Here is an 18,755-nt window from a genome sequence, read left to right as displayed (position 1 = left end):
CATTCGGGCGATGCAGCACTTCAAAATCTGAGGCGGAGCTGTCGTTCAAGGTGGTGCTTTCGGCACGACGGCGCTTCAATTCGTCGAGACCTCTCGATCGCATGCGCAAGGGCGTTGCTAGAGACGTCGGATTGGCCCTCGACTCCATTGGCAAGCGTGCGAGGTTCGGAGGTCTCCACGCACTTTATTGGGCATTCCAGAAGCGGCGCGGCATTACGCTGAGTTTGTATCGTGATCGCTTCGGTACGGGATAGGGCACTATTGTTACGGTGGCATGAGACGGCCAATTGCCTTCCGTCGTAATCTGTCGAGAGAAATCGGAGGGGCGGATATTGTGGCGAGCTATGGAGTAAGACTTGGTTGCGAGCCCCCGCAACCACTTTTATCATAAATCAATTACCGTCCTGATCTGAGCATCAGGGCGGTTCTTGCGTTTGGCGAACTGGAACGGTCTGCGTCTGAACTTGTTTAAGTTCAGCTTGATGTCTGGTACTCACGCGGTCGATGCAGGCTACTCCAGCGTCGCCGCTATCTCCCCATAGTGAACCATTTGCCAACAAGCCCAGTTCTCAAACTCGAGAACGAGATCGTTATCGAGATGGACGAGGTTGCCGGCTTCGATGATGAACCAATTCGCCTGCCGGGCCTCGTCCAACAAATTGCCGATGTGAGCGCGCGAAACCTGAAAGCGCGCAGCCAAAGCGCGCAAGGTGAGAGGAACCGCCTGGGGACACGCCTTGATAGTCGCGGCGTAGTGGGCACCGATGATGGCAGTCAGCAATGGATAGCCACAATCCCGACCAGCAAAATGCAAGACCCGTTGGAATGGGTGGATGAGGGTGCCGTCACCGAGGACGAAAGCTGCAGAGCGTTGAAGGAGTACGCCCAATCTGTCGATATCCATCAGGGCAAGGGCCCAGGCTGGCCGCCAAGTCTCGATTTCATCCAAGGCCGAGACGAAGAGGCGGCCTGAGCGTCCAATCTCCTCCACCATTACGGCGGTGGGCTTGAGCGGCTTTTCCCGACCACCAGCAGGTTTGACTGCGCTTTCCAGAAAGCGGCCGGCTTTCAACGCCGCAACGAACCCAGCTGTCTGGCGGGCGCTCGATGGGGTGACCTTCTGAAGAGCTGCCAGCGTCGGTGAAGGGCCCTGGCCTTCACGCCAAGCATAATAATTATGGATCAGCAGATAGGCAGCGACATAGCGCTCGAACTGACCGAAGAGCTTATAAATCGGCCATACAACAGGCGGCTTTTCAGCCATGCGATGGCAATAACGAGCTATAGCCGGTTTGAACCCCGGCGATAGACGCAAACTCGCGGCGCGGAACATGAAGGATTCGCTCAGCCGCTGTGCAGGACGGCGAACGGATATTGGTAAGTCCGAGTGTGCTTCAAGCTTCAACATAAAGAATCCTGCAAAGTTTGGACTCGGGATTCCAGTTCTTCGCCCTCACTATCGACGGGTATCGATCATCTCACACCGGCGCAGCTAAGAACTCCACAGTTCCTTGGCGCATGCTCAATAAACCAGGATGGTTTCTATGTGTGACCAACATGCAGTGTCCCTAACGCGCCGCAGACTCTTGGCAACCGGCCTTGCTGGCGCGTTTGTCGGCGGGCTCGCCTTGCCCGCTGCAGCGCTGCAATCGGGGAGTCCAGCCGCTCAGAACACCATATCGCCCGACGATGCATTGAAAAGGCTGCTTGAAGGCAACGCGCGTTACGCCAGCAACTCGTCGCAGAATCGTGATTATTCGGCAGGACGAGTTGCTCGTTCCAGCGCGCAATATCCCATTGCTGGCCTTGTGAGTTGCGCGGATGCGCGTGTTGCTCCCGAACTGGCATTCGACCAAGGCCCCGGCGATCTTTTCGTTGTGCGCGTCGCCGGTAATTTCGTCAATGGCGACGGTCTGGCCAGCCTCGAATATGGTGTCAAGTTCCTGGGCATGCCGCTCATTGTGGTGTTGGGGCATTCCAATTGCGGTGCCGTAGCCGCAACCATCAAGGTGCTCAAGGATGGGATTGCATTGCCAGGCCATCTTCCGCAACTTGTAGCGGCCATCAAGCCGGCTATCGATCGTGCCGAAAAGGCGAAGGCCTCCGATGCTCTTGCCGAAGCGACCCTGCAGAACATACGCTACAATGTGCGCAAGCTTGAGAAAGCTGGTCCCATCATCGCCGATTTTGTTGCCAAGGGTAAAGTCAAGGTCGTGGGCGGCCTCTATGACATTGCCACCGGTAGGGTGAGCCTAGTGTGAGATATCCCTATATCGGAATGTTATCCTATGTGGCTTCCGATCCCGGCACTTCTTGGACGCGCCCTATACTCCATCAATGAGAGAATCTGGACCACATTCGGCGGCGAGGCGTACACGATCCACGATTATGATTGTCTGCCCTTCGACACGAATCCCTGATTTTTCCAGACCGGTTAATGCGCGAGAGAACGACTCGCGCGTTATGCCAAGTTCCGATGCTATGAGGCTCTTTCCATAGGGAAGCATGACACGGCCGGGAGTGCCCTGGCGTGCGGCAAGAGCCAGGATGTAGCACCCCACGCGCTCGGCGGATGATCTCAGCTTCAGGTTCTTGACTTGCCGGACCATGCGTCGAAACTGTTGGGCAAGGCTGCCAATCACGACATGCGCCAGCAGCGGGTCGCTTGCGACTGCCTCGCGGAACACCGCAGCCTGAATCAAGAGGAAGCGTGAGCGCTCGGGTACACGTGCCTGCATGAGATAAGGTTCTCCGGTGACGACGGCGGCCGGAATAATGAGATCGGGGGCCCTTACGACCTCGATGAGAACCTCGCGCCCGGCTGTTGAACGGCCGAAAAGCTGGGCCGATCCGGACATCGCTACGATCTGGAAATTCGGTGCGTCGCCTTGTTCGAAAAGGACGGTGCCGGCCGCGACGCTGTGTTGGATCGCGCTACGCAACAGCTCATCTCGTATTGAGGATGAGAGTCCGCAAAAGACCGGCAGGTCCTCCGGCGATAGATACGTAGCCGCTGTCTCGTCCAATTCATTCACTCCTCGGTCCACGGCCCATGATTGCGGCCTCATCATGTGACAATTATCACAGATCTCATTGATGCAAATCAATGCCCATCACCTGCCCCTTGGCCATGCTCTACGAGGGTAGGCGCAGTTCTGCCCTCGATTGCGGATCAATCGCCGAAGGGCAGTCAAACATGCAGACGACCGCGAATCCAAAGGCTGGCCAAATTCTGGGAACGAGCACCATCGCCTTCACGGCGTGCTTCGCCGTATGGACGATCTTTTCCATCATTGGTATTCGCATTCGCCAGGAACTGAGTCTGACCGAAACTCAATTCGGCCTGCTTGTCGGCACGCCGATTCTGACGGGCTCGCTCATCAGGGTGGCGCTCGGCATCTGGACTGATCGTTACGGCGGCAGGCTCGTCTTCGCAATGACGATGCTGACCGCGGCGATCGCGACCTTTCTGCTCGCCTATGCCCACACCTATCTTCAGATGCTCGTTGCGGCCCTCGGCGTCGGCATCGCCGGTGGATCCTTTGCCGTCGGCGTCGCCTATGTGTCGCGCTGGTATCCCGCGGAAAGGCAGGGAACAGCGCTTGGCATTTTCGGAGCCGGCAATGTCGGTGCCGCAGTCACGAAATTCCTCGCGCCCTTCGTGCTCGTCGCTTTCGGTTGGCAAGTCGTCGCACAGGTCTGGGCGGCGGGGCTCGCCCTAATGGCCGTTGCGTTCTGGCTGACGACCGACGATGATCCCATCATCGTCGAACGGCGTCGCTCGGGTAACAGGCCGAAAAGCGCGTGGCTTGAACTCGAACCGCTCAAGAACATTCAGATCTGGCGCTTCGCGCTCTATTACTTCTTCGTCTTTGGCGCCTTCGTGGCCTTGTCGCTCTGGCTGCCGCAATATCTGATCAATGTCTACGGCCTCGATATCAAGGCTGCAGGCATGATCGCGGCCTTCTTTTCGGTGCCGGCATCGCTGTTCCGTGCCTATGGCGGGCATCTCTCCGACACCTATGGCGCGCGGCGGGTGCTGTATTGGACCTTCCTTGTCTCGGTCGTCGCGACCTTCATCCTTTCCTATCCGCCGACCGACTATGTGGTCCACGGCATCAGGGGAAATACCGCGTTCCATCTGGAGATGAACCTTGTCGGTTTCGTGGTGACGGTTTTCGTGCTGGGCTTCTTCATGGCGCTCGGCAAGGCGGCAGTCTACAAGCACATCCCGGTCTATTATCCCGATCATGTCGGCTCCGTCGGCGGTCTCGTTGGCATGATCGGTGGCCTCGGTGGCTTCCTTCTGCCGATTCTGTTCGGTCTGTTGCTCGACCTCACCGGCCTGTGGACCAGCTGTTTCATGGCATTGTTCGTCCTGGTCGCCGGCGCGCTGATCTGGATGCATATGGCAATTCGCCAGATGGAACGATCCGCTACGGGCGAGACGCTGGCGAATCTGCCCGCCTTCCCCGAAATGCAGGGCATGCCGCAACCGGTCGCCGCGCCCCGCGTGGGCAAAGGCGTGTTGACCGACTGGCGGCCAGAGGATCCGACCTTCTGGCGCCAGACCGGCCGCGCCATAGCGCGCCGCAACCTCTGGCTGTCGATTCCCGCATTGCTGCTCTCCTTCGCCATCTGGCAGGTGTGGTCGGTCGTCGTCGCCAAGCTGCCGCTGGTCGGCTTCAGCTTCACCACCGACCAGCTGTTCTGGCTGGCGGCGTTGCCCGGCATTTCCGGCGCGGTGCTGCGTATCTTCTATTCTTTCATGGTGCCGATCTTCGGCGGGCGGTTGTGGACCACGCTTACCACCTGGTCGCTTATCATTCCGGCTCTCGGCATCGGCTATGCGGTCCAGAACCCGGATACGCCCTATATCGTGTTGCTGATCCTTGCCCTGCTCTGCGGTTTCGGAGGCGGTAACTTCGCTTCTTCCATGGCCAATATCTCCTTCTTCTTCCCGAAGGCGGAGAAGGGGAACGCGCTCGCTCTCAATGCCGGCCTGGGCAATCTCGGCGTCAGTGTCGTGCAGTTCGTCGTGCCGCTCGTGATCACGGTGGGCATCTTCGGTGGGTTCGGCGGTGAGCCGGAACTGGTAAAGGTGACCTCGGGCTCGGCACCGCTTTGGCTGCAGAACGCAGGGTTCTTCTTCGTGCCCTTCATCATCCTGTCGGCTTTTGCATCTTGGTTCGGCATGAACGACATCGCCTCGGCAAAAGCCTCGTTCGCCGAGCAGTCCGTCATCTTCCAGCGCCCCCACAATTGGGTCATGTGCTGGCTCTACACCGGCACCTTCGGGTCTTTCATCGGCTATTCGGCGGGCTTTCCTCTGCTGGCCAAGATGATGTTCCCCGAGGTGAACGCGCTGCAGCTCGCCTTCCTCGGCCCGCTTGTCGGTGCCCTGTCGCGATCCGGCACGGGCTGGCTCGCCGACAGATATGGTGGTGCTCGCGTCACCTTCTGGGTCTTCGCCCTCATGATGGTAGGGGTTGCGGGCCTTCTGTGGTTTACCGGTATCAAGGATCAGCCGGGGGCGTTCTGGGGCTTCTTCGCCTGTTTCCTGCTGCTGTTCTTCGCCACGGGTGTCGGCAACGCCTCGACGTTCCAGATGATTCCGGCGATCAGCACGAAGGAAATGGACCGTCTGTTCCCGCAGGCCGATGCCGAGGCGCGCCAGCGGCAGGCGGAAAAGGAAGCTGCCGCTATCACTGGCTTCACCTCGGCGATCGCTGCGTTTGGCGCTTTCTTCATCCCCAAGAGTTTCGGCACCTCGATCGCCCTCACGGGCAGTGCGCAGGCGGCTCTATGGGGCTTCCTCGCCTTCTACGTGACCTGCCTGGTCATCACGTGGGCCGTCTACACACGCAGGGGCGGTCTCCTTCACGATGTCGAACGTGCCAAGCGCCGTGCTCCCATCGGGCCGGCTGCGGCTGAGTAGTCAAGGACAACAGCAATGTCGCATTTTCTCGACCGGCTTACCTTCTTCAGGAAGAACGTCGATCGGTTCTCGGACGGTCATGGCATCGTGACCAGCGAGGACCGCTCCTGGGAGGACGGCTATCGCAAGCGCTGGCAGCACGACAAGATTGTGCGCTCCACTCATGGCGTGAACTGCACCGGATCCTGCTCCTGGAAGATCTACGTCAAGGGCGGCATCGTGACCTGGGAAACCCAGCAGACCGACTATCCGCGCACCCGGCCGGATCTGCCGAACCACGAACCCCGCGGCTGCGCGCGCGGCGCCTCTTACAGCTGGTACCTCTATTCCGGTGCCCGGGTGAAATATCCCATGATCCGCGGCCGCCTACTGAAGCTATGGCGGGCGGCACGCGCTGAAATGACACCCGTCGCGGCCTGGGCCTCGATCGTGGAGGATGAGGCCAAGCGTACATCCTACACCTCGATCCGCGGGCATGGCGGCTTCGTGCGGGCAGGCTGGGACGAAATCAACGAGATCATCGCCGCGGCCAATGCCTACACCGTCAGAAAGCATGGCCCGGACCGCGTTATTGGCTTTTCGCCGATCCCGGCCATGTCGATGGTCTCCTATGCGGCGGGTTCACGCTATCTCTCGCTGCTCGGCGGCGTGTGCATGTCCTTCTACGACTGGTATTGCGATCTGCCGCCCGCCTCGCCGCAGACTTGGGGCGAGCAGACCGACGTGCCTGAAAGCGCCGACTGGTACAATGCGGGCTTCATCATCGTCTGGGGGTCGAATGTACCGCAGACGCGCACCCCGGACGCGCATTTCTACACCGAGGTCCGCTACAAGGGTACCAAGAGTGCGGTCGTCAGTCCGGACTATGCCGAGGCAACAAAGTTCGCCGATATCTGGCTCAATCCCAAGCAGGGAACGGATGCGGCGCTTGCGCTTGCCATGGGCCATGTAATCCTGCGCGAATACCATCTCGAACGGCAGGTTCCCTATTTTGACGACTATGCCCGCCGCTACACCGACATGCCGTTCCTGGTGCGGCTCGTGGAGCGCGACGGTCGTCTGGTTCCGGAGCGGCTGCTGCGAGCCTCGGAGATTGCAGGTCATCTTGGCGAGAGCAACAATCCGGACTGGAAGACGGTAGCGATCGACGAGGCCACGGACACGCTCGTCGCGCCCCTTGGCTCTGTCGGTTACCGCTGGGGCGAGGATGCCAAGTGGAATCTTGAAGAAAAAGACGGAAAGGGCAGGGAAGTCAGGCTGAGGCTGACTCTCGCCGGCGAGAACGCCGAAATCGCCGCTGTCGACTTTCCGTATTTCGGAGGCCGGGCCACCGAGCACTTTGTGGCGACACAGCATGGCGAGATCCTGACCCGCAACGTTCCCGTTCGCACGATCGAGATGGCGGATGGCAGTCGGGTGAGAGTGGCAACCGTCAACGATCTTCTCATGGCTAATTACGGGCTCGACCGCGGCTTCGGCGGTTCCAATGTCGCTTCCTCCTATGACGAGGATGTGCCGTTCACGCCAGCCTGGGCGGAGCGGATCACCGGGGTGAAGCGGGACGCGATCATCACCGTCGCGCGCGAATTCGCCACCAATGCCGAAAAGACCAATGGCCGCTCGATGATCATTATCGGAGCCGGCATGAACCATTGGTATCATATGGACATGGGCTACCGGGGCGTGATCAACCTCCTGGTATTCTGCGGCGCCATTGGCCAATCCGGTGGAGGCTGGTCGCATTATGTCGGGCAGGAGAAGCTGCGCCCGCAGACCGGTTGGGCACCGCTCGCCTTTGCCCTCGATTGGTCCCGCCCGCCGCGCCACCAGAATTCGACCTCGTTCTTCTACGCGCATACGGATCAATGGCGCTACGAGACGCTGACGGCGGCGGAGATTCTGTCGCCAACCGCGCCCGAGGGCGATTGGAACCAGAGTTTCATCGATTACAATGTCCGCGCCGAGCGCATGGGCTGGCTCCCTTCGGCGCCGCAACTCAAGCAGAACCCGCTCGACATCGCCAGGCGTGCGAAAATGGCCGGCCTGGATGCCAAGGATTATGTGGCGGGGGCGCTAAAATCGGGGGAGCTGGAGCTTTCTTGTCACGATCCCGATCATCCTGCCAACTGGCCTCGCAACATGTTCGTCTGGCGCTCCAATATCTTGGGCTCATCGGGCAAGGGCCATGAATATTTCCTCAAACATCTGCTGGGCACCAAGCACGGCGTGATGGGCAAGGATCTCGGAGCCGAGGGTGCGGTGCGGAACAAGGAGGTCACCTGGCACGAAGAAGCGCCGCAGGGGAAGCTCGACCTGCTCGTGACACTTGATTTCCGTATGTCGACGACCTGCGTCTACTCGGACATCGTGCTGCCGACCGCGACCTGGTACGAGAAGAACGACCTCAATACCTCCGACATGCATCCCTTCATTCATCCGCTCTCGGCGGCGGTGGATCCGGCCTGGGAGGCTCGATCCGACTGGGATATCTACAAGGAGCTCGCGAAGAGCTTCTCCGAGGTCGCTCCCGAGGTGCTCGGCGTCGAGGAGGACGTCGTCCTCACGCCGATCCAGCACGACACACCGGGTGAGATCGCGCAGCCTTTCGAGGTCGCCGACTGGAAGCACGGAGAAATCGAGCCAATCCCTGGCAGGACCATGCCGGCGGTCAATGTCGTTACCCGCGATTATCCAAACCTCCATGCCCGCTTCACGGCCCTCGGTCCGCTGATGACGAAGATCGGCAATGGCGGCAAGGGCATCGCCTGGAAGACGGAGCATGAGGTCGAGGCGCTTGGCGCTCTCAATGGTGTTCATGCGGATGGCACCGCCAAAGGACTGCCGAAAATCGAGACAGACATCGACGCGACCGAAGTCATCCTCATGCTCGCGCCCGAAACCAATGGCGAGGTAGCCGTGAAAGCCTGGGAGGCCCTCTCAAGGGCCACCGGCCGGGAACATGCTCATCTCGCAATCCCCAAGGAAGATGAGAAGATCCGCTTCCGCGATATCCAAGCCCAACCGCGCAAGATCATTTCCTCGCCGACTTGGTCCGGCATCGAGAGCGAAAAGGTATGCTACAATGCCGGCTACACGAATGTGCACGAACTGATCCCCTGGCGCACGCTTACCGGCCGCCAGCAGCTCTACCAGGACCACCTCTGGATGCGGGCCTTCGGGGAAGGCTTCGTTACCTGGAAGCCGCCGGTCGATCTGAAGACCATCCCGGCTGTCAAGGGGCTCAAGCCCAACGGCAACACCGAGATCGTCCTCAACTTCATCACGCCCCACCAAAAATGGGGCATTCACTCGACCTATACCGATAATCTCCTGATGCTGACGCTCAATCGCGGCGGTCCGGTCGTATGGATCTCCGAGACCGACGCGAAGACGGCGGCGATCGTGGACAATGACTGGGTGGAAGTCTTCAACGCCAATGGCGCACTGACGGCCCGTGCAGTGGTCTCCCAGCGGATCAAGCCCGGCATGATGCTGATGTATCATGCCCAGGAAAAGATCGTGAACACGCCTGGCTCCGAACTCACCGGCAACCGCGGCGGCATTCACAACTCGGTCACCCGTACCGTGCTCAAGCCGACCCACATGATCGGAGGCTATGCCCAACAATCCTATGGCTTCAACTACTACGGAACCGTGGGAGCCAACCGGGACGAGTTCATCGTCGTGCGCAAGATGTCAGCCGTCGACTGGCTTGAAGAGCCGCTCGTATCCGAGGCACCCAAGGAGGCCGCAGAATGAAAATCCGTGCTCAGATCGCGATGGTGCTCAACCTCGATAAATGCATCGGGTGTCACACTTGCTCCGTTACCTGCAAGAACGTGTGGACCAACCGCGAAGGCGTCGAATACGCTTGGTTCAACAATGTGGAGACCAAGCCCGGTGTCGGCTACCCGCGCGAATGGGAGAACCAGGCAAAGTGGAACGGCGGCTGGCGGCGCAAGAAAAACGGCAAGATCGAACCCAGGATGGGTGCCAAATGGCGCATTCTTGCCAATATCTTCGCCAACCCCGACCTACCCGAGATCGATGACTACTACGAACCGTTCACCTTCGATTATGAACACCTGCACACGGCAAAGGAATCGAAGGCCTTCCCGACGGCCAGGCCGCGCTCGGCAATCAGCGGTGAGCGGATCGAAAAGATCGAATGGGGGCCGAACTGGGAGGAGATTCTCGGCGGCGAGTTCGAGAAGCGTTCGAAGGACGTCAATTTCGAAGATGTTCAGAAGGACATCTACGGTGAATTCGAAAACACCTTCATGATGTATTTGCCGAGGCTGTGCGAGCATTGCCTCAATCCGGCTTGCGTCGCGGTGTGCCCCTCGGGCGCGATCTACAAGCGCGAGGAGGATGGTATCGTCCTGATCGACCAGGACAAGTGCCGCGGCTGGCGCATGTGCGTCTCGGGCTGCCCATACAAGAAGATCTACTACAACTGGTCCTCAGGTAAGTCCGAAAAGTGCATCTTCTGCTTCCCGCGCATCGAGGCGGGCCAGCCGACGGTGTGCTCGGAGACGTGCGTTGGGCGCATCCGCTATCTGGGCGTCGTCCTTTATGACGCCGACCGTATCGAGGCTGCGGCGGCAACGCCCGACGAGAAGGATCTTTATCAGGCTCAACTCGATCTCTTCCTCGATCCAAAAGACCCGGCAGTGATCGCGCAGGCACGTGTGGACGGCGTGCCCGATGCCTGGATCGAAGCCGCACGTCATTCGCCGATCTGGAAGATGGCTATGGAATGGAAGATCGCCTTCCCGCTGCATCCGGAATACCGCACCCTGCCCATGGTCTGGTACGTGCCGCCGCTGTCGCCGATCCAGTCCGCCGCCGCCGCCGGCAGGATGGGGCTCGACGGCGATATGCCGGATGTGCGGTCCCTGCGCATCCCCCTACGCTATCTTGCCAATTTGCTGACGGCTGGAAAGGAAGAGCCCGTCGCACTGGCGCTCGAGCGCATGCTCGCGATGCGCAGCTATATGCGCGCGAAGACAGTCGATGGTCGCCTGGACGAGCGGATTGCCACGAAGGTAGGGCTGACCGGCGGAGCCATCGAGGAGATGTACCAGGTGATGGCGATTGCCAATTACGAGGATCGCTTCGTCATACCGACCGCCCATCGCGAATGGAGCGAGGACGCCTACGACCTGCGTGGCTCCTGCGGTTTCTCCTTCGGCAATGGCTGCTCGGGCGGCACCAGCGAGACCAATCTCTTCGCGACCAAGCAGGTCAAGAAGGCCCGCAACCCGATGGAGGTCGCGTGATGGCTGCAACGTTCAAAGTGCTTTCGGCACTGCTGTCCTACCCGGGCGACGATCTCCGGGCTGCAAGCAGCGAGATCTCCGGCATCCTGCATTCGGAACAGCTGATCAATCCTCGGCTGCTCCAGGCGCTGGAGCAACTGCTCGCGGAATTCGCGACGTTGGACCTTTTCGACCTGCAGGAGCGCTATGTCGACCTTTTCGACAAGACGAGGCGCCTGTCACTGCATCTGTTCGAGCATGTGCATGGCGAAAGCCGGGATCGCGGTCAGGCTATGGTCGATCTCGCTGCGCTTTACGAAAAAGGCGGGATGATCCTTGTCGGCAACGAATTGCCCGATTATCTGCCGCTGTTTCTCGAATATCTGTCGACACGTCCCGTCGCCGAGGCCAGGGCACTGCTCGCGGACACCGCCCATATCATTGCGAGCCTGCAGGAACGCTTGGCAAAGCGCGGCTCAGCCTACGCGTCGGTCTTCGCCGTGTTGGGCGCCCTTGCCGGTGGCGGGATCGCCACGGATCCGGGCGAGGACGAAGCGGTCGACGATTTTGTGGCTCTCGACGCTGCGTGGGAGGAGACGGCCGTCGCCTTCGGTCCAGGCGACGCCTTGGGAGGATGCTCTGTCGATCGGCTGAGGACCCAGATTCGCGCCGGCCGTCGCGACGTGCGGCAAACGGCAGCCCATTGAGGAACATCCCATGTTCGAGATCATCGATAGCGTACTCTTTGGCTGGTATCCCTATCTCTGTCTGACGGTTTTCCTACTAGGCAGCCTGCTGCGCTTCGAGCGCGAGCAATATACCTGGAAGACCGGATCCTCGCAGCTCCTGCGCAAACGCCAACTTAAATGGGGGTCCAACCTGTTCCACATCGGCATTCTGGTGATATTTGCCGGCCACTTCGTCGGCCTGCTCACGCCGATCTGGGTCTTCGATACGCTTGGCATCAGCCATGGCTTCAAGCAGGGCCTCGCTATCATGGTCGGAGGCATCGCTGGTATCGCCTGCTTCATCGGCATTGCGCTGCTGGCTCATCGGCGCCTGTTCGATGCGCGCATCCGCGCGACATCGAGCTTCGGCGACATCGCCATCCTGCTCCTGCTCTGGTTGCAGCTCACGCTTGGGCTGTCCACGATCTTCGTGTCGCTCGGGCACATGGACGGACACGAGATGGTGAAGTTCATGAACTGGGCGCAGGGCATTCTTACGCTGCAGCCTGCGGCCGCTGCCTTTGTCGCCGACGTCCACCCCATCTTCAAGGCGCATTTGATCCTGGGCATGACGATCTTTCTCGTCTTTCCCTTCACCCGCCTCGTTCATGTCTGGAGTGCGCCTGTCTGGTATGTGGGGCGGCCGGGCTATCAGGTGGTCCGCACGCGTTTTACCACGCGGCCGGAGCGGGCGATGCCGCCCTCCCTGCATCAGCCTGGCACGCGTGCAATGCCCGCCTCTCGCGCACAGCAATCCGCGGAGTAAGCCATGACGACCCTGATCATCGATCATTCGGCCAAGCGAACGGATTGCGGGCAGCCTCACGTTCATGGACCTGCCGCTGTCAGTACCGCTCCGTCACCGGGACGGGTGGCCATGCCGCCGGTCACCGTCAACGGCATCGCCATTTCCAGGAAGGCGATAGCCGCCGAGGTCCAGAACTTCCCGGCGCGCAATCCCGGAGAGGGCTGGCGCGCCGCCGCGCAGGCTCTCGTCATCCGTGAGGTACTACTGCAGGAAGCGCGCCGCCTCGGCGTTTCCGCAGAGCAGGCGACCGATGCGGACGGACGAATCGAGACTGTCGAAGATGCCTTGATCCGTGTGCTTGTGGAACGCGAGGTTGCTCTCCCACGAGCGGACGAGACGGTGTTGCGTCGCTTCTATCAGAACAATCGCAGCCGCTTCATGACGCCGGCCTTGTACGAGGCCGATCATATTCTGATCGCTGCCCTGCGCGATGACAGCGCGGGTTTTGCGGCCGGTCGTGAGAAGGCGTTGTCGCTTGCGGCGTTGCTGGCGGTGAATCCGGACCGCTTCGAAGGTCTGGCACGCGATTGCTCCGACTGTCCATCGGCGACACTCGGCGGCAATCTCGGGCAGATTGGATCGGGCGACACCACACCGGAATTTGAGGCGGCGCTGGTGACGCTCCGTCCCGGTGAAATCTCCGCACCGGTGGAGACACGCTACGGTATCCATCTCATCCGCATGAGGCGGCGGATGAAGGGGCGGCAACTGCCGTTCGAGGCTGTGCACGAGCGTATCGGCAATTACCTCAACGAGCATGTCCGCCGCCGGGCCACCGCGCAATATATCGCCCTGCTGATCGGCAGAGCCGATATCCGGGGCATTACGCTCGATGGTGCCTCCTCCCCATTGGTACAATGAGGCTCACGATGTTCGGACGACTGATTGAATCACTCGATGATCCAACGGCGGCTCTCAATCTCGTCGGAGCTCTCGGCGAGCCCTCGCTATTGAGGCGGCTGGCTGTGGCCGCGGACGCCGAGGCGCGCGCCCCTGCCGAACTCATCGCGTCGGCGGTTCGCGGCTTTCTCGACACCGCGTCCGATGATCACTGGCTGCAACTCGTCGGCATCATGAACAGTGCGGAAGATCCGGGTCTCGCCGCCCTGCGTGCGATCCTCGATAAAGTCCTGCCGAAGGTGCCGGAGCCCGTTCACGCCCACGTTCCGGCGTGACTCCCGCGATGGCCTTTCTTCTTCCATGCGCCAGGATGCATTGCGGTGGCGCTCGCATGGCCGTGCGGCCGCCATGAGCGGCCGGGTTCCACGTGGTGGCGCCATGTGCCCCGGTTCGCCGGCGCAGCGGTTTTTTCAAGAGGAACTTCACCATGCTGTTCGTGCATCCGGATTATGCCATCACGGGAATTGTCTATTCCAGTGGTTCGGAGTTTGAGATTTTTCTGCGGGATATCGTGGGGCAAATGGCCCAGACCGGTCTGCGGTTAGCGGGCCTAATCCAGCACAGCCAGCCGAAGCCGGGCCGTGCCAAATGCGACATGTTTCTTCATGATCTTGCGACCGGTGGCCTGCACCCGATTTCCGATGATCGTGGTCCCGAGGCTCGCGGCTGCGTGCTTAACCCCGACCGGCTGCTGCGGGCCTGTGACGCGGCGATGGCGGGTCTGGGCGGGGAGACTGACATTCTGGTTCTTTGCAAATTCGGCAAGGCCGAGGTCGAAGGTGGCGGCTTCAGGACGCTGATGGCCAGCGCGCTCGAACTTGGCGTGCCTGTCCTGATCGGTGTGCCGCTGGTCAATCTCGCGGCCTTTCGTCAATTCGCAGGCGACCTCGCATGTGTGGTCGACATGTCGGAACCCGAGGGCTGTCGGCCGCCGGTGGCTCAGTCTCCATGGCCCGGCGGCGGGCCGACTGATCGGCCGCTGGCCGGAGCGGCATAGAACCTGCCGGACGGCATCCGTTCAGTGGTCGGCGGAGGTAAGGAATGGACGATATCGTTCTGGCGCGGGCGCTTCATGTCCTGGCCGTTGTCCACTGGATCGGAGGGTTGGCCTTCGTGACTCTGGTAGTCCTGCCGCTTGCCAGGGTACGGTTGGCCGGGGAGGAGGCGTTGTCATTGTTCGAAAGCGTCGAGCAGCGTTTCTCGGCGCAAGTGCGGATTTCCATTCCGTTGGCGGGTGCCACCGGCTTCTGGATGACCTACCGATTGGACCTCTGGCAGCGCTTTATCGAGCCTGAATTCTGGTGGATGACGGCGATGTTCGGCCTGTGGCTCGTCTTCATGCTCATGCTATTCGTGATCGAGCCGCTGGCACGGACGAAGTTCGAAAGCAGGGCGCGGCAGATGCCGGGGCCGACATTGCGTCGTATCAGCCGCCTGCACGAATTGCTGCTGGCGCTAGCGTTTCTCACCGCGTTCTGGGCTGTTGCCGGTGCCCACGGATTCATCTTCTTTTGACGCAGGGGAGCATCCGTCATGGGACGCACCGCGGAGACGCAGAGATCGTGGAAGGGCGCGGCACTGTGGAGTCGCGGCTTTCGCCCCTTCTTCCTGGCTGCGGGTCTCTGGGCTGTGGCGGCCGTCGCGGTATGGCCGCCATTCTTCACGGGCGAAATCGCCATTCCAACAGCCTTTTCACCGGTGGACTGGCACGTCCACGAAATGATCTACGGCTACGGCTCTGCCGTCGTCGCTGGCTTTCTGCTCACGGCGATCCCGAACTGGACCGGGCGGTTACCGGTGGCCGGCTGGCCGCTTGCTTTGCTTGCCGGGCTTTGGATCTCGGGCCGGATCGCGGTCTTCTTTTCGGCGAAGGTCGGATGGCTATTGGCGGCATCGCTCGACACAGCCTTTCTTCTGATATTCGCCACGGTCGCGGCACGCGAAGTTTTTGCGGGGCGCAATCTGCGCAATATCAAGGTGGTCGTTCTCGTACTCGCGCTGGCGGTCGCAAATGCAGGCTTTCACTTTGAGGCAACCGCAAGCGGCACCGCGGTTTTTTTCGCACGTGCAGGGCTTGCTCTCATTGTCTTCTTGATCCTGCTCATCGGCGGACGGGTCGTGCCGAGCTTCACGCACAACTGGCTTGCCAGGAAGAATATCGCGGTGCGGCCGGCGCCTTTCGGTAAGCCGGATGGAATGGTCATGCTGCTTTCAGGGCTTGCTCTCATTTCGTGGATTGCCGATCCAGATGGAAACTTGACTGGCATATTGTCACTGGTCGCCGGCTTGGCGAATTTCTGGCGCCTGTCTCGCTGGCGGGGCTGGGTGGCCTGGTCCGATCGGCTTGTGTTGGTACTCCATGTCGGGTTCTTCTTCGTGACGCTCGGTTTCCTTGTTGCGGGCGCGCATACAGTGAAACCGGACATCGTTTCTCCGGCGGCTACGGTGCATGTTTGGGCTATAGGCGCTATCGGCACCATGACCCTTGCCATGATGACCAGGGCGACGCTTGGCCATACTGGACGGGGCCTCGCAGCCTCGCCTGCCACGCAGTTCATCTATCTCGCGGTGATGGTTGCGATGGCGCTACGCGTCGCCATGGAGTTCGTGCCGAACCTTTCGGTACCGATGATGTATGGCGCCGCCATCGCCTGGGTCGCTGCATTCGCTGGCTTCGCCACGGTATATGGACCAATGCTCGTGCGACCTCCACGTCGAACCTAGAGCGTATCTTGTTTAAGTTGGTTCATAGCCCGCTGCCTGGAAATAGTTCGAGCATTCGGTTGGGCTGAAGAGGTGGATGATCGAGCCGACCGCATCCCATAGGGCATCGATGGTCCTTTCGGCCTTTGCCCGTAGCAGCGCCTTGAGTTTGGAGAACGCATTTTCAATTGGGTTGAAGTCGGGGCTGTAGGGCGGCAGGTAGAGCAGGCTCGCACCTGCCGTCTCGATCGCATTACGCACGCCGGCAGCCTTGTGGGCCGGCAGGTTGTCCATCACGACAACGTCGTTGGGCTCAAGGGTCGGGACCAGGACCTGCTCGACATAGGCAAGGAATACGTTGCCGTTCATGGCGCCGTCATAGACGAAGGGCGCAGTCATTCCGGTCAACCGCAGCGCGCCGGTGAAGGTGGTCGTTTTCCAGTGATGGGGTGGACGCCCCCCGACGGCATCGATGTGCCAAAGTGGTGGTGTTTCAGCGCCACAAAGGAGAGCGTCCGTGACAAATGTTAGCATGATCGGCCTGGATCTGGCCAAGAATGTCTTCCAGGCCCATGGCGCGGATACCGCCGGTGCGCCGGTGCTCCGCAAAAAGCTGCGGCGTGAACAGGTTCTGAGTTTCTTCGCGGCTCAGCCGCCTTGCCTCGTTACGATGGAAGCTTGCCCCGGCGCTCACTATTGGGGCCGTGAGATCGGCAAGCTCGGTCACGAAGTGAGGCTGATCGCACCAGCCTATGTGAAGCCGTTCGTGAAGCGCCAGAAGAATGATGCGGCCGACGCTGAGGCGATCTGCGAGGCAGCTCAGCGCCCAACGATGCGCTTCGTGGCCGTGAAGAGCGAGGCCAAACAGGCCTCCGCCGTGATCTTCCGCACCCGTGACGTACTGATCAATCAGCGCACACAGCTGATCAACGCAATCCGTGGTCACCTGTCCGAGTATGGTCTGATCGCGCCACAAGGCCCCTTCCACGTCGAGCGATTGATCGCTCAGATCGAGGATCCCGCTTCAGATCTTCCGCAAGCGGCTCGCAGCTGTCTCGTCATACTCGTTGGTGCGCTCCGCCATCTCCAGGAGCAAACCGCCGCACTCGATGCCGAGATTGCCGCGCGGTCCAAGACCGACGACGTTGCTCGCAGGCTGATGACGGTCCCTGGCATCGGGCCACTGATCGCCACCGCGATTGAGGCGCTGGCGCCGCCGGCGGAGACGTTCCGCTCGGGTCGAGATTTTGCGGCCTGGGTCGGTCTGACGCCGGTGCAGCGCTCGACCGGCGGCAAGGAGCGTCTCGGCCGCACCTCACGCATGGGCGAGCGGACGCTGCGGCGTCTCCTTATCATCGCCTCAAGCGCGGTCGTGCGCTGGGCCAAGCGAAAAGGCGTGCCGGCCGGTTCGTGGCTCGGCCGCATGCTGGCCCGCAAGCCACCGATGCTGGTGATCGTGGCGCTGGCCAACAAGAATGCGCGTGTCGCCTGGGCGTTGCTGACGAAGGGTGGAGTTTATCGAGCTCCGGTCGCCACCGCATAAGCGGGGCGGGCGCGAGGCTGTCGGGGGTGAGGAGGTCGAAGGACAGGTATGGCGCAACGTCGGTGAGGCGGGGTCAGGAGAACCAGGCCCATGGTAAGCGCTTCGAGCGCGTTCCAATGATGTGGTCCCGACCCTCGCACTCCCATACGGGCCCGCGGCCATGAGCTTGCCGCATCAGAGGCCGGACACATGGCAGCACCCGATCACGCGCAGCGCCTGCCTTGAGATTCTTCTTGCATCCGAAGGGGCGTCCACACATGACCATGGGGAACGCCAGCTCGGCAACGCTCGCCACGGGGCGCTCTTCCGCGCAAGCGCGCCATCTTCGTCGACAGCCCCGTCTCGTCGATGAAAACGAGCCTTGCCGGATCGAGATCGAGTTGACCGTCGAACCAAGCCTGGCGGCGTTTCAGGATGTCGGGCCGATCCTGCTCCAGCGCATGTGCGGACTTTTTTTGAACGTCCAGCCATGGCCACGAAGCCAGGCGCTCAGGGCACTGCGGCTGATCCCGACCGATTGCTCGGTCTCCAGCCGTTGCACCATCTCGTTGAGCGTGATGTCCTTGCGTTCTTCGATCAGCCCGACGATGAAGGCTTCATGCACATCGAGGCTGGAGGACCGGCTACGGCCAGGCCGCCGAGGTGCCAACTCGCCTACCTTCGCTCGTGCTATCCAGCGGATCGCACTTGAAACGCCGACACCGAACCGCGCTGCAGCCTGACGCGCCGACATGCCTTCTGCCGAGGCCTTCAGGACCCGTGACCGTAGATCTCCGCTCAGGGCTCTTCCCATCATCAACTTCTCCCACAAAGCAGATGTTGAATCAGCTCACAAGCCACCTGTCACATCACAATCGATTCATCGATCGCAGGA

General features: G+C 60.9%; 14 protein-coding genes and 2 pseudogenes. 12 read left to right on the top strand and 4 right to left on the bottom strand.

What is annotated here, in order from left to right; translation table 11 throughout:
* Positions 1–511: 511 nt before the first annotated feature.
* Entirely contained in the window at positions 512–1,408 is an 897-nt protein-coding gene (locus tag ACTJKX_RS27420; protein WP_440727159.1) for a hypothetical protein, read from the bottom strand.
* 136 nt (positions 1,409–1,544) lie between these two features.
* On the opposite strand from ACTJKX_RS27420, the gene ACTJKX_RS27415 reads away from it, so the two are divergent.
* The gene (locus tag ACTJKX_RS27415) at positions 1,545–2,261 is read left to right on the top strand and encodes a carbonic anhydrase (protein ID WP_440727158.1); all 717 of its coding nucleotides are present in this window, start codon (positions 1,545–1,547) and stop codon (positions 2,259–2,261) included.
* A 63-nt stretch (positions 2,262–2,324) separates the two neighbouring features.
* On the opposite strand, the gene ACTJKX_RS27410 is transcribed toward ACTJKX_RS27415, so the two are convergent.
* Positions 2,325–3,026, bottom strand: coding sequence for a helix-turn-helix domain-containing protein (locus ACTJKX_RS27410; protein WP_311934282.1), 702 nt, complete (start codon positions 3,024–3,026; stop codon positions 2,325–2,327).
* 170 nt (positions 3,027–3,196) lie between these two features.
* Here ACTJKX_RS27410 and ACTJKX_RS27405 point away from each other — a divergent pair, with 170 nt between their 5' ends.
* From ACTJKX_RS27405 to ACTJKX_RS27360, 10 genes are all read left to right on the top strand, one after another.
* Positions 3,197–5,938, top strand: coding sequence for a nitrate/nitrite transporter (locus tag ACTJKX_RS27405; protein WP_440727157.1), 2,742 nt, complete (start codon positions 3,197–3,199; stop codon positions 5,936–5,938).
* Positions 5,939–5,953: 15 nt separating this feature from the next.
* Entirely contained in the window at positions 5,954–9,697 is a 3,744-nt protein-coding gene (locus ACTJKX_RS27400; protein WP_440727156.1) for a nitrate reductase subunit alpha, read from the top strand.
* Positions 9,694–11,220 carry a nitrate reductase subunit beta gene (gene narH / locus ACTJKX_RS27395; RefSeq protein ID WP_149248995.1) on the top strand — a complete coding sequence of 509 codons (1,527 nt, stop codon included), beginning with the start codon at positions 9,694–9,696 and terminating at the stop codon, positions 11,218–11,220. Before ACTJKX_RS27400 ends, narH begins: the two co-directional genes overlap by 4 nt.
* Positions 11,220–11,906 carry a nitrate reductase molybdenum cofactor assembly chaperone gene (gene narJ / locus ACTJKX_RS27390; protein ID WP_149248996.1) on the top strand — a complete coding sequence of 229 codons (687 nt, stop codon included), beginning with the start codon at positions 11,220–11,222 and terminating at the stop codon, positions 11,904–11,906. Before narH ends, narJ begins: the two co-directional genes overlap by 1 nt.
* Positions 11,907–11,916: 10 nt before the next feature.
* The gene (gene narI, locus ACTJKX_RS27385) at positions 11,917–12,693 is read left to right on the top strand and encodes a respiratory nitrate reductase subunit gamma (RefSeq protein WP_311934286.1); all 777 of its coding nucleotides are present in this window, start codon (positions 11,917–11,919) and stop codon (positions 12,691–12,693) included.
* A 3-nt stretch (positions 12,694–12,696) separates the two neighbouring features.
* The gene (locus tag ACTJKX_RS27380) at positions 12,697–13,596 is read left to right on the top strand and encodes a peptidylprolyl isomerase (protein WP_311934287.1); all 900 of its coding nucleotides are present in this window, start codon (positions 12,697–12,699) and stop codon (positions 13,594–13,596) included.
* A gap of 8 nt (positions 13,597–13,604) precedes the next feature.
* Positions 13,605–13,910, top strand: coding sequence for a hypothetical protein (locus ACTJKX_RS27375; RefSeq protein WP_311934288.1), 306 nt, complete (start codon positions 13,605–13,607; stop codon positions 13,908–13,910).
* 152 nt (positions 13,911–14,062) lie between these two features.
* Complete coding sequence (locus tag ACTJKX_RS27370) at positions 14,063–14,632, top strand: DUF2478 domain-containing protein (RefSeq protein ID WP_149249000.1); 570 nt, start codon at positions 14,063–14,065, stop codon at positions 14,630–14,632.
* 44 nt (positions 14,633–14,676) lie between these two features.
* Positions 14,677–15,150, top strand: a complete 474-nt coding sequence (locus tag ACTJKX_RS27365) for a hypothetical protein (protein WP_440727155.1) — start codon at positions 14,677–14,679, stop codon at positions 15,148–15,150.
* 18 nt (positions 15,151–15,168) lie between these two features.
* The gene (locus tag ACTJKX_RS27360) at positions 15,169–16,359 is read left to right on the top strand and encodes an NnrS family protein (protein WP_440727154.1); all 1,191 of its coding nucleotides are present in this window, start codon (positions 15,169–15,171) and stop codon (positions 16,357–16,359) included.
* Positions 16,360–16,371: 12 nt separating this feature from the next.
* On the opposite strand, the pseudogene ACTJKX_RS27355 reads toward ACTJKX_RS27360, so the two are convergent.
* A pseudogene (locus ACTJKX_RS27355) lies at positions 16,372–16,797 on the bottom strand (IS630 family transposase); the annotation flags it as partial.
* A 58-nt stretch (positions 16,798–16,855) separates the two neighbouring features.
* On the opposite strand from ACTJKX_RS27355, the gene ACTJKX_RS27350 reads away from it, so the two are divergent.
* Entirely contained in the window at positions 16,856–17,881 is a 1,026-nt protein-coding gene (locus ACTJKX_RS27350; protein ID WP_440727153.1) for an IS110 family transposase, read from the top strand.
* Positions 17,882–18,138: 257 nt separating this feature from the next.
* Here the strand turns inward: ACTJKX_RS27350 and ACTJKX_RS27345 are convergent.
* Positions 18,139–18,674: pseudogene (locus tag ACTJKX_RS27345) on the bottom strand (helix-turn-helix domain-containing protein); the annotation flags it as partial.
* Positions 18,675–18,755: the final 81 nt, after the last annotated feature.

The sequence above is a fragment of the Labrys sp. 22185 genome (assembly GCF_052045555.1).
Classification (GTDB): Bacteria; Pseudomonadota; Alphaproteobacteria; order Rhizobiales; family Labraceae; genus Labrys; species Labrys neptuniae.
The sequence above is the reverse complement of the archived record's forward strand: the minus strand, read 5'-3'. Positions and strand labels throughout refer to the sequence as shown.

What these genes read in the sequence shown, in the direction of transcription:
- ACTJKX_RS27400 (WP_440727156.1), top strand. Translation starts at nt 5,954, where the DNA reads ATGTCGCATTTTCTCGACCGGCTTACCTTCTTCAGGAAGAACGTCGAT.
- ACTJKX_RS27370 (WP_149249000.1), top strand. Translation starts at nt 14,063, where the DNA reads ATGCTGTTCGTGCATCCGGATTATGCCATCACGGGAATTGTCTATTCC.
- ACTJKX_RS27365 (WP_440727155.1), top strand. Translation starts at nt 14,677, where the DNA reads ATGGACGATATCGTTCTGGCGCGGGCGCTTCATGTCCTGGCCGTTGTC.
- ACTJKX_RS27360 (WP_440727154.1), top strand. Translation starts at nt 15,169, where the DNA reads ATGGGACGCACCGCGGAGACGCAGAGATCGTGGAAGGGCGCGGCACTG.
- ACTJKX_RS27415 (WP_440727158.1), top strand. Translation starts at nt 1,545, where the DNA reads ATGTGTGACCAACATGCAGTGTCCCTAACGCGCCGCAGACTCTTGGCA.
- narH (WP_149248995.1), top strand. Translation starts at nt 9,694, where the DNA reads ATGAAAATCCGTGCTCAGATCGCGATGGTGCTCAACCTCGATAAATGC.
- ACTJKX_RS27380 (WP_311934287.1), top strand. Translation starts at nt 12,697, where the DNA reads ATGACGACCCTGATCATCGATCATTCGGCCAAGCGAACGGATTGCGGG.
- ACTJKX_RS27405 (WP_440727157.1), top strand. Translation starts at nt 3,197, where the DNA reads ATGCAGACGACCGCGAATCCAAAGGCTGGCCAAATTCTGGGAACGAGC.
- narJ (WP_149248996.1), top strand. Translation starts at nt 11,220, where the DNA reads ATGGCTGCAACGTTCAAAGTGCTTTCGGCACTGCTGTCCTACCCGGGC.
- ACTJKX_RS27420 (WP_440727159.1), bottom strand. Translation starts at nt 1,408, where the DNA reads ATGTTGAAGCTTGAAGCACACTCGGACTTACCAATATCCGTTCGCCGT.
- narI (WP_311934286.1), top strand. Translation starts at nt 11,917, where the DNA reads ATGTTCGAGATCATCGATAGCGTACTCTTTGGCTGGTATCCCTATCTC.
- ACTJKX_RS27375 (WP_311934288.1), top strand. Translation starts at nt 13,605, where the DNA reads ATGTTCGGACGACTGATTGAATCACTCGATGATCCAACGGCGGCTCTC.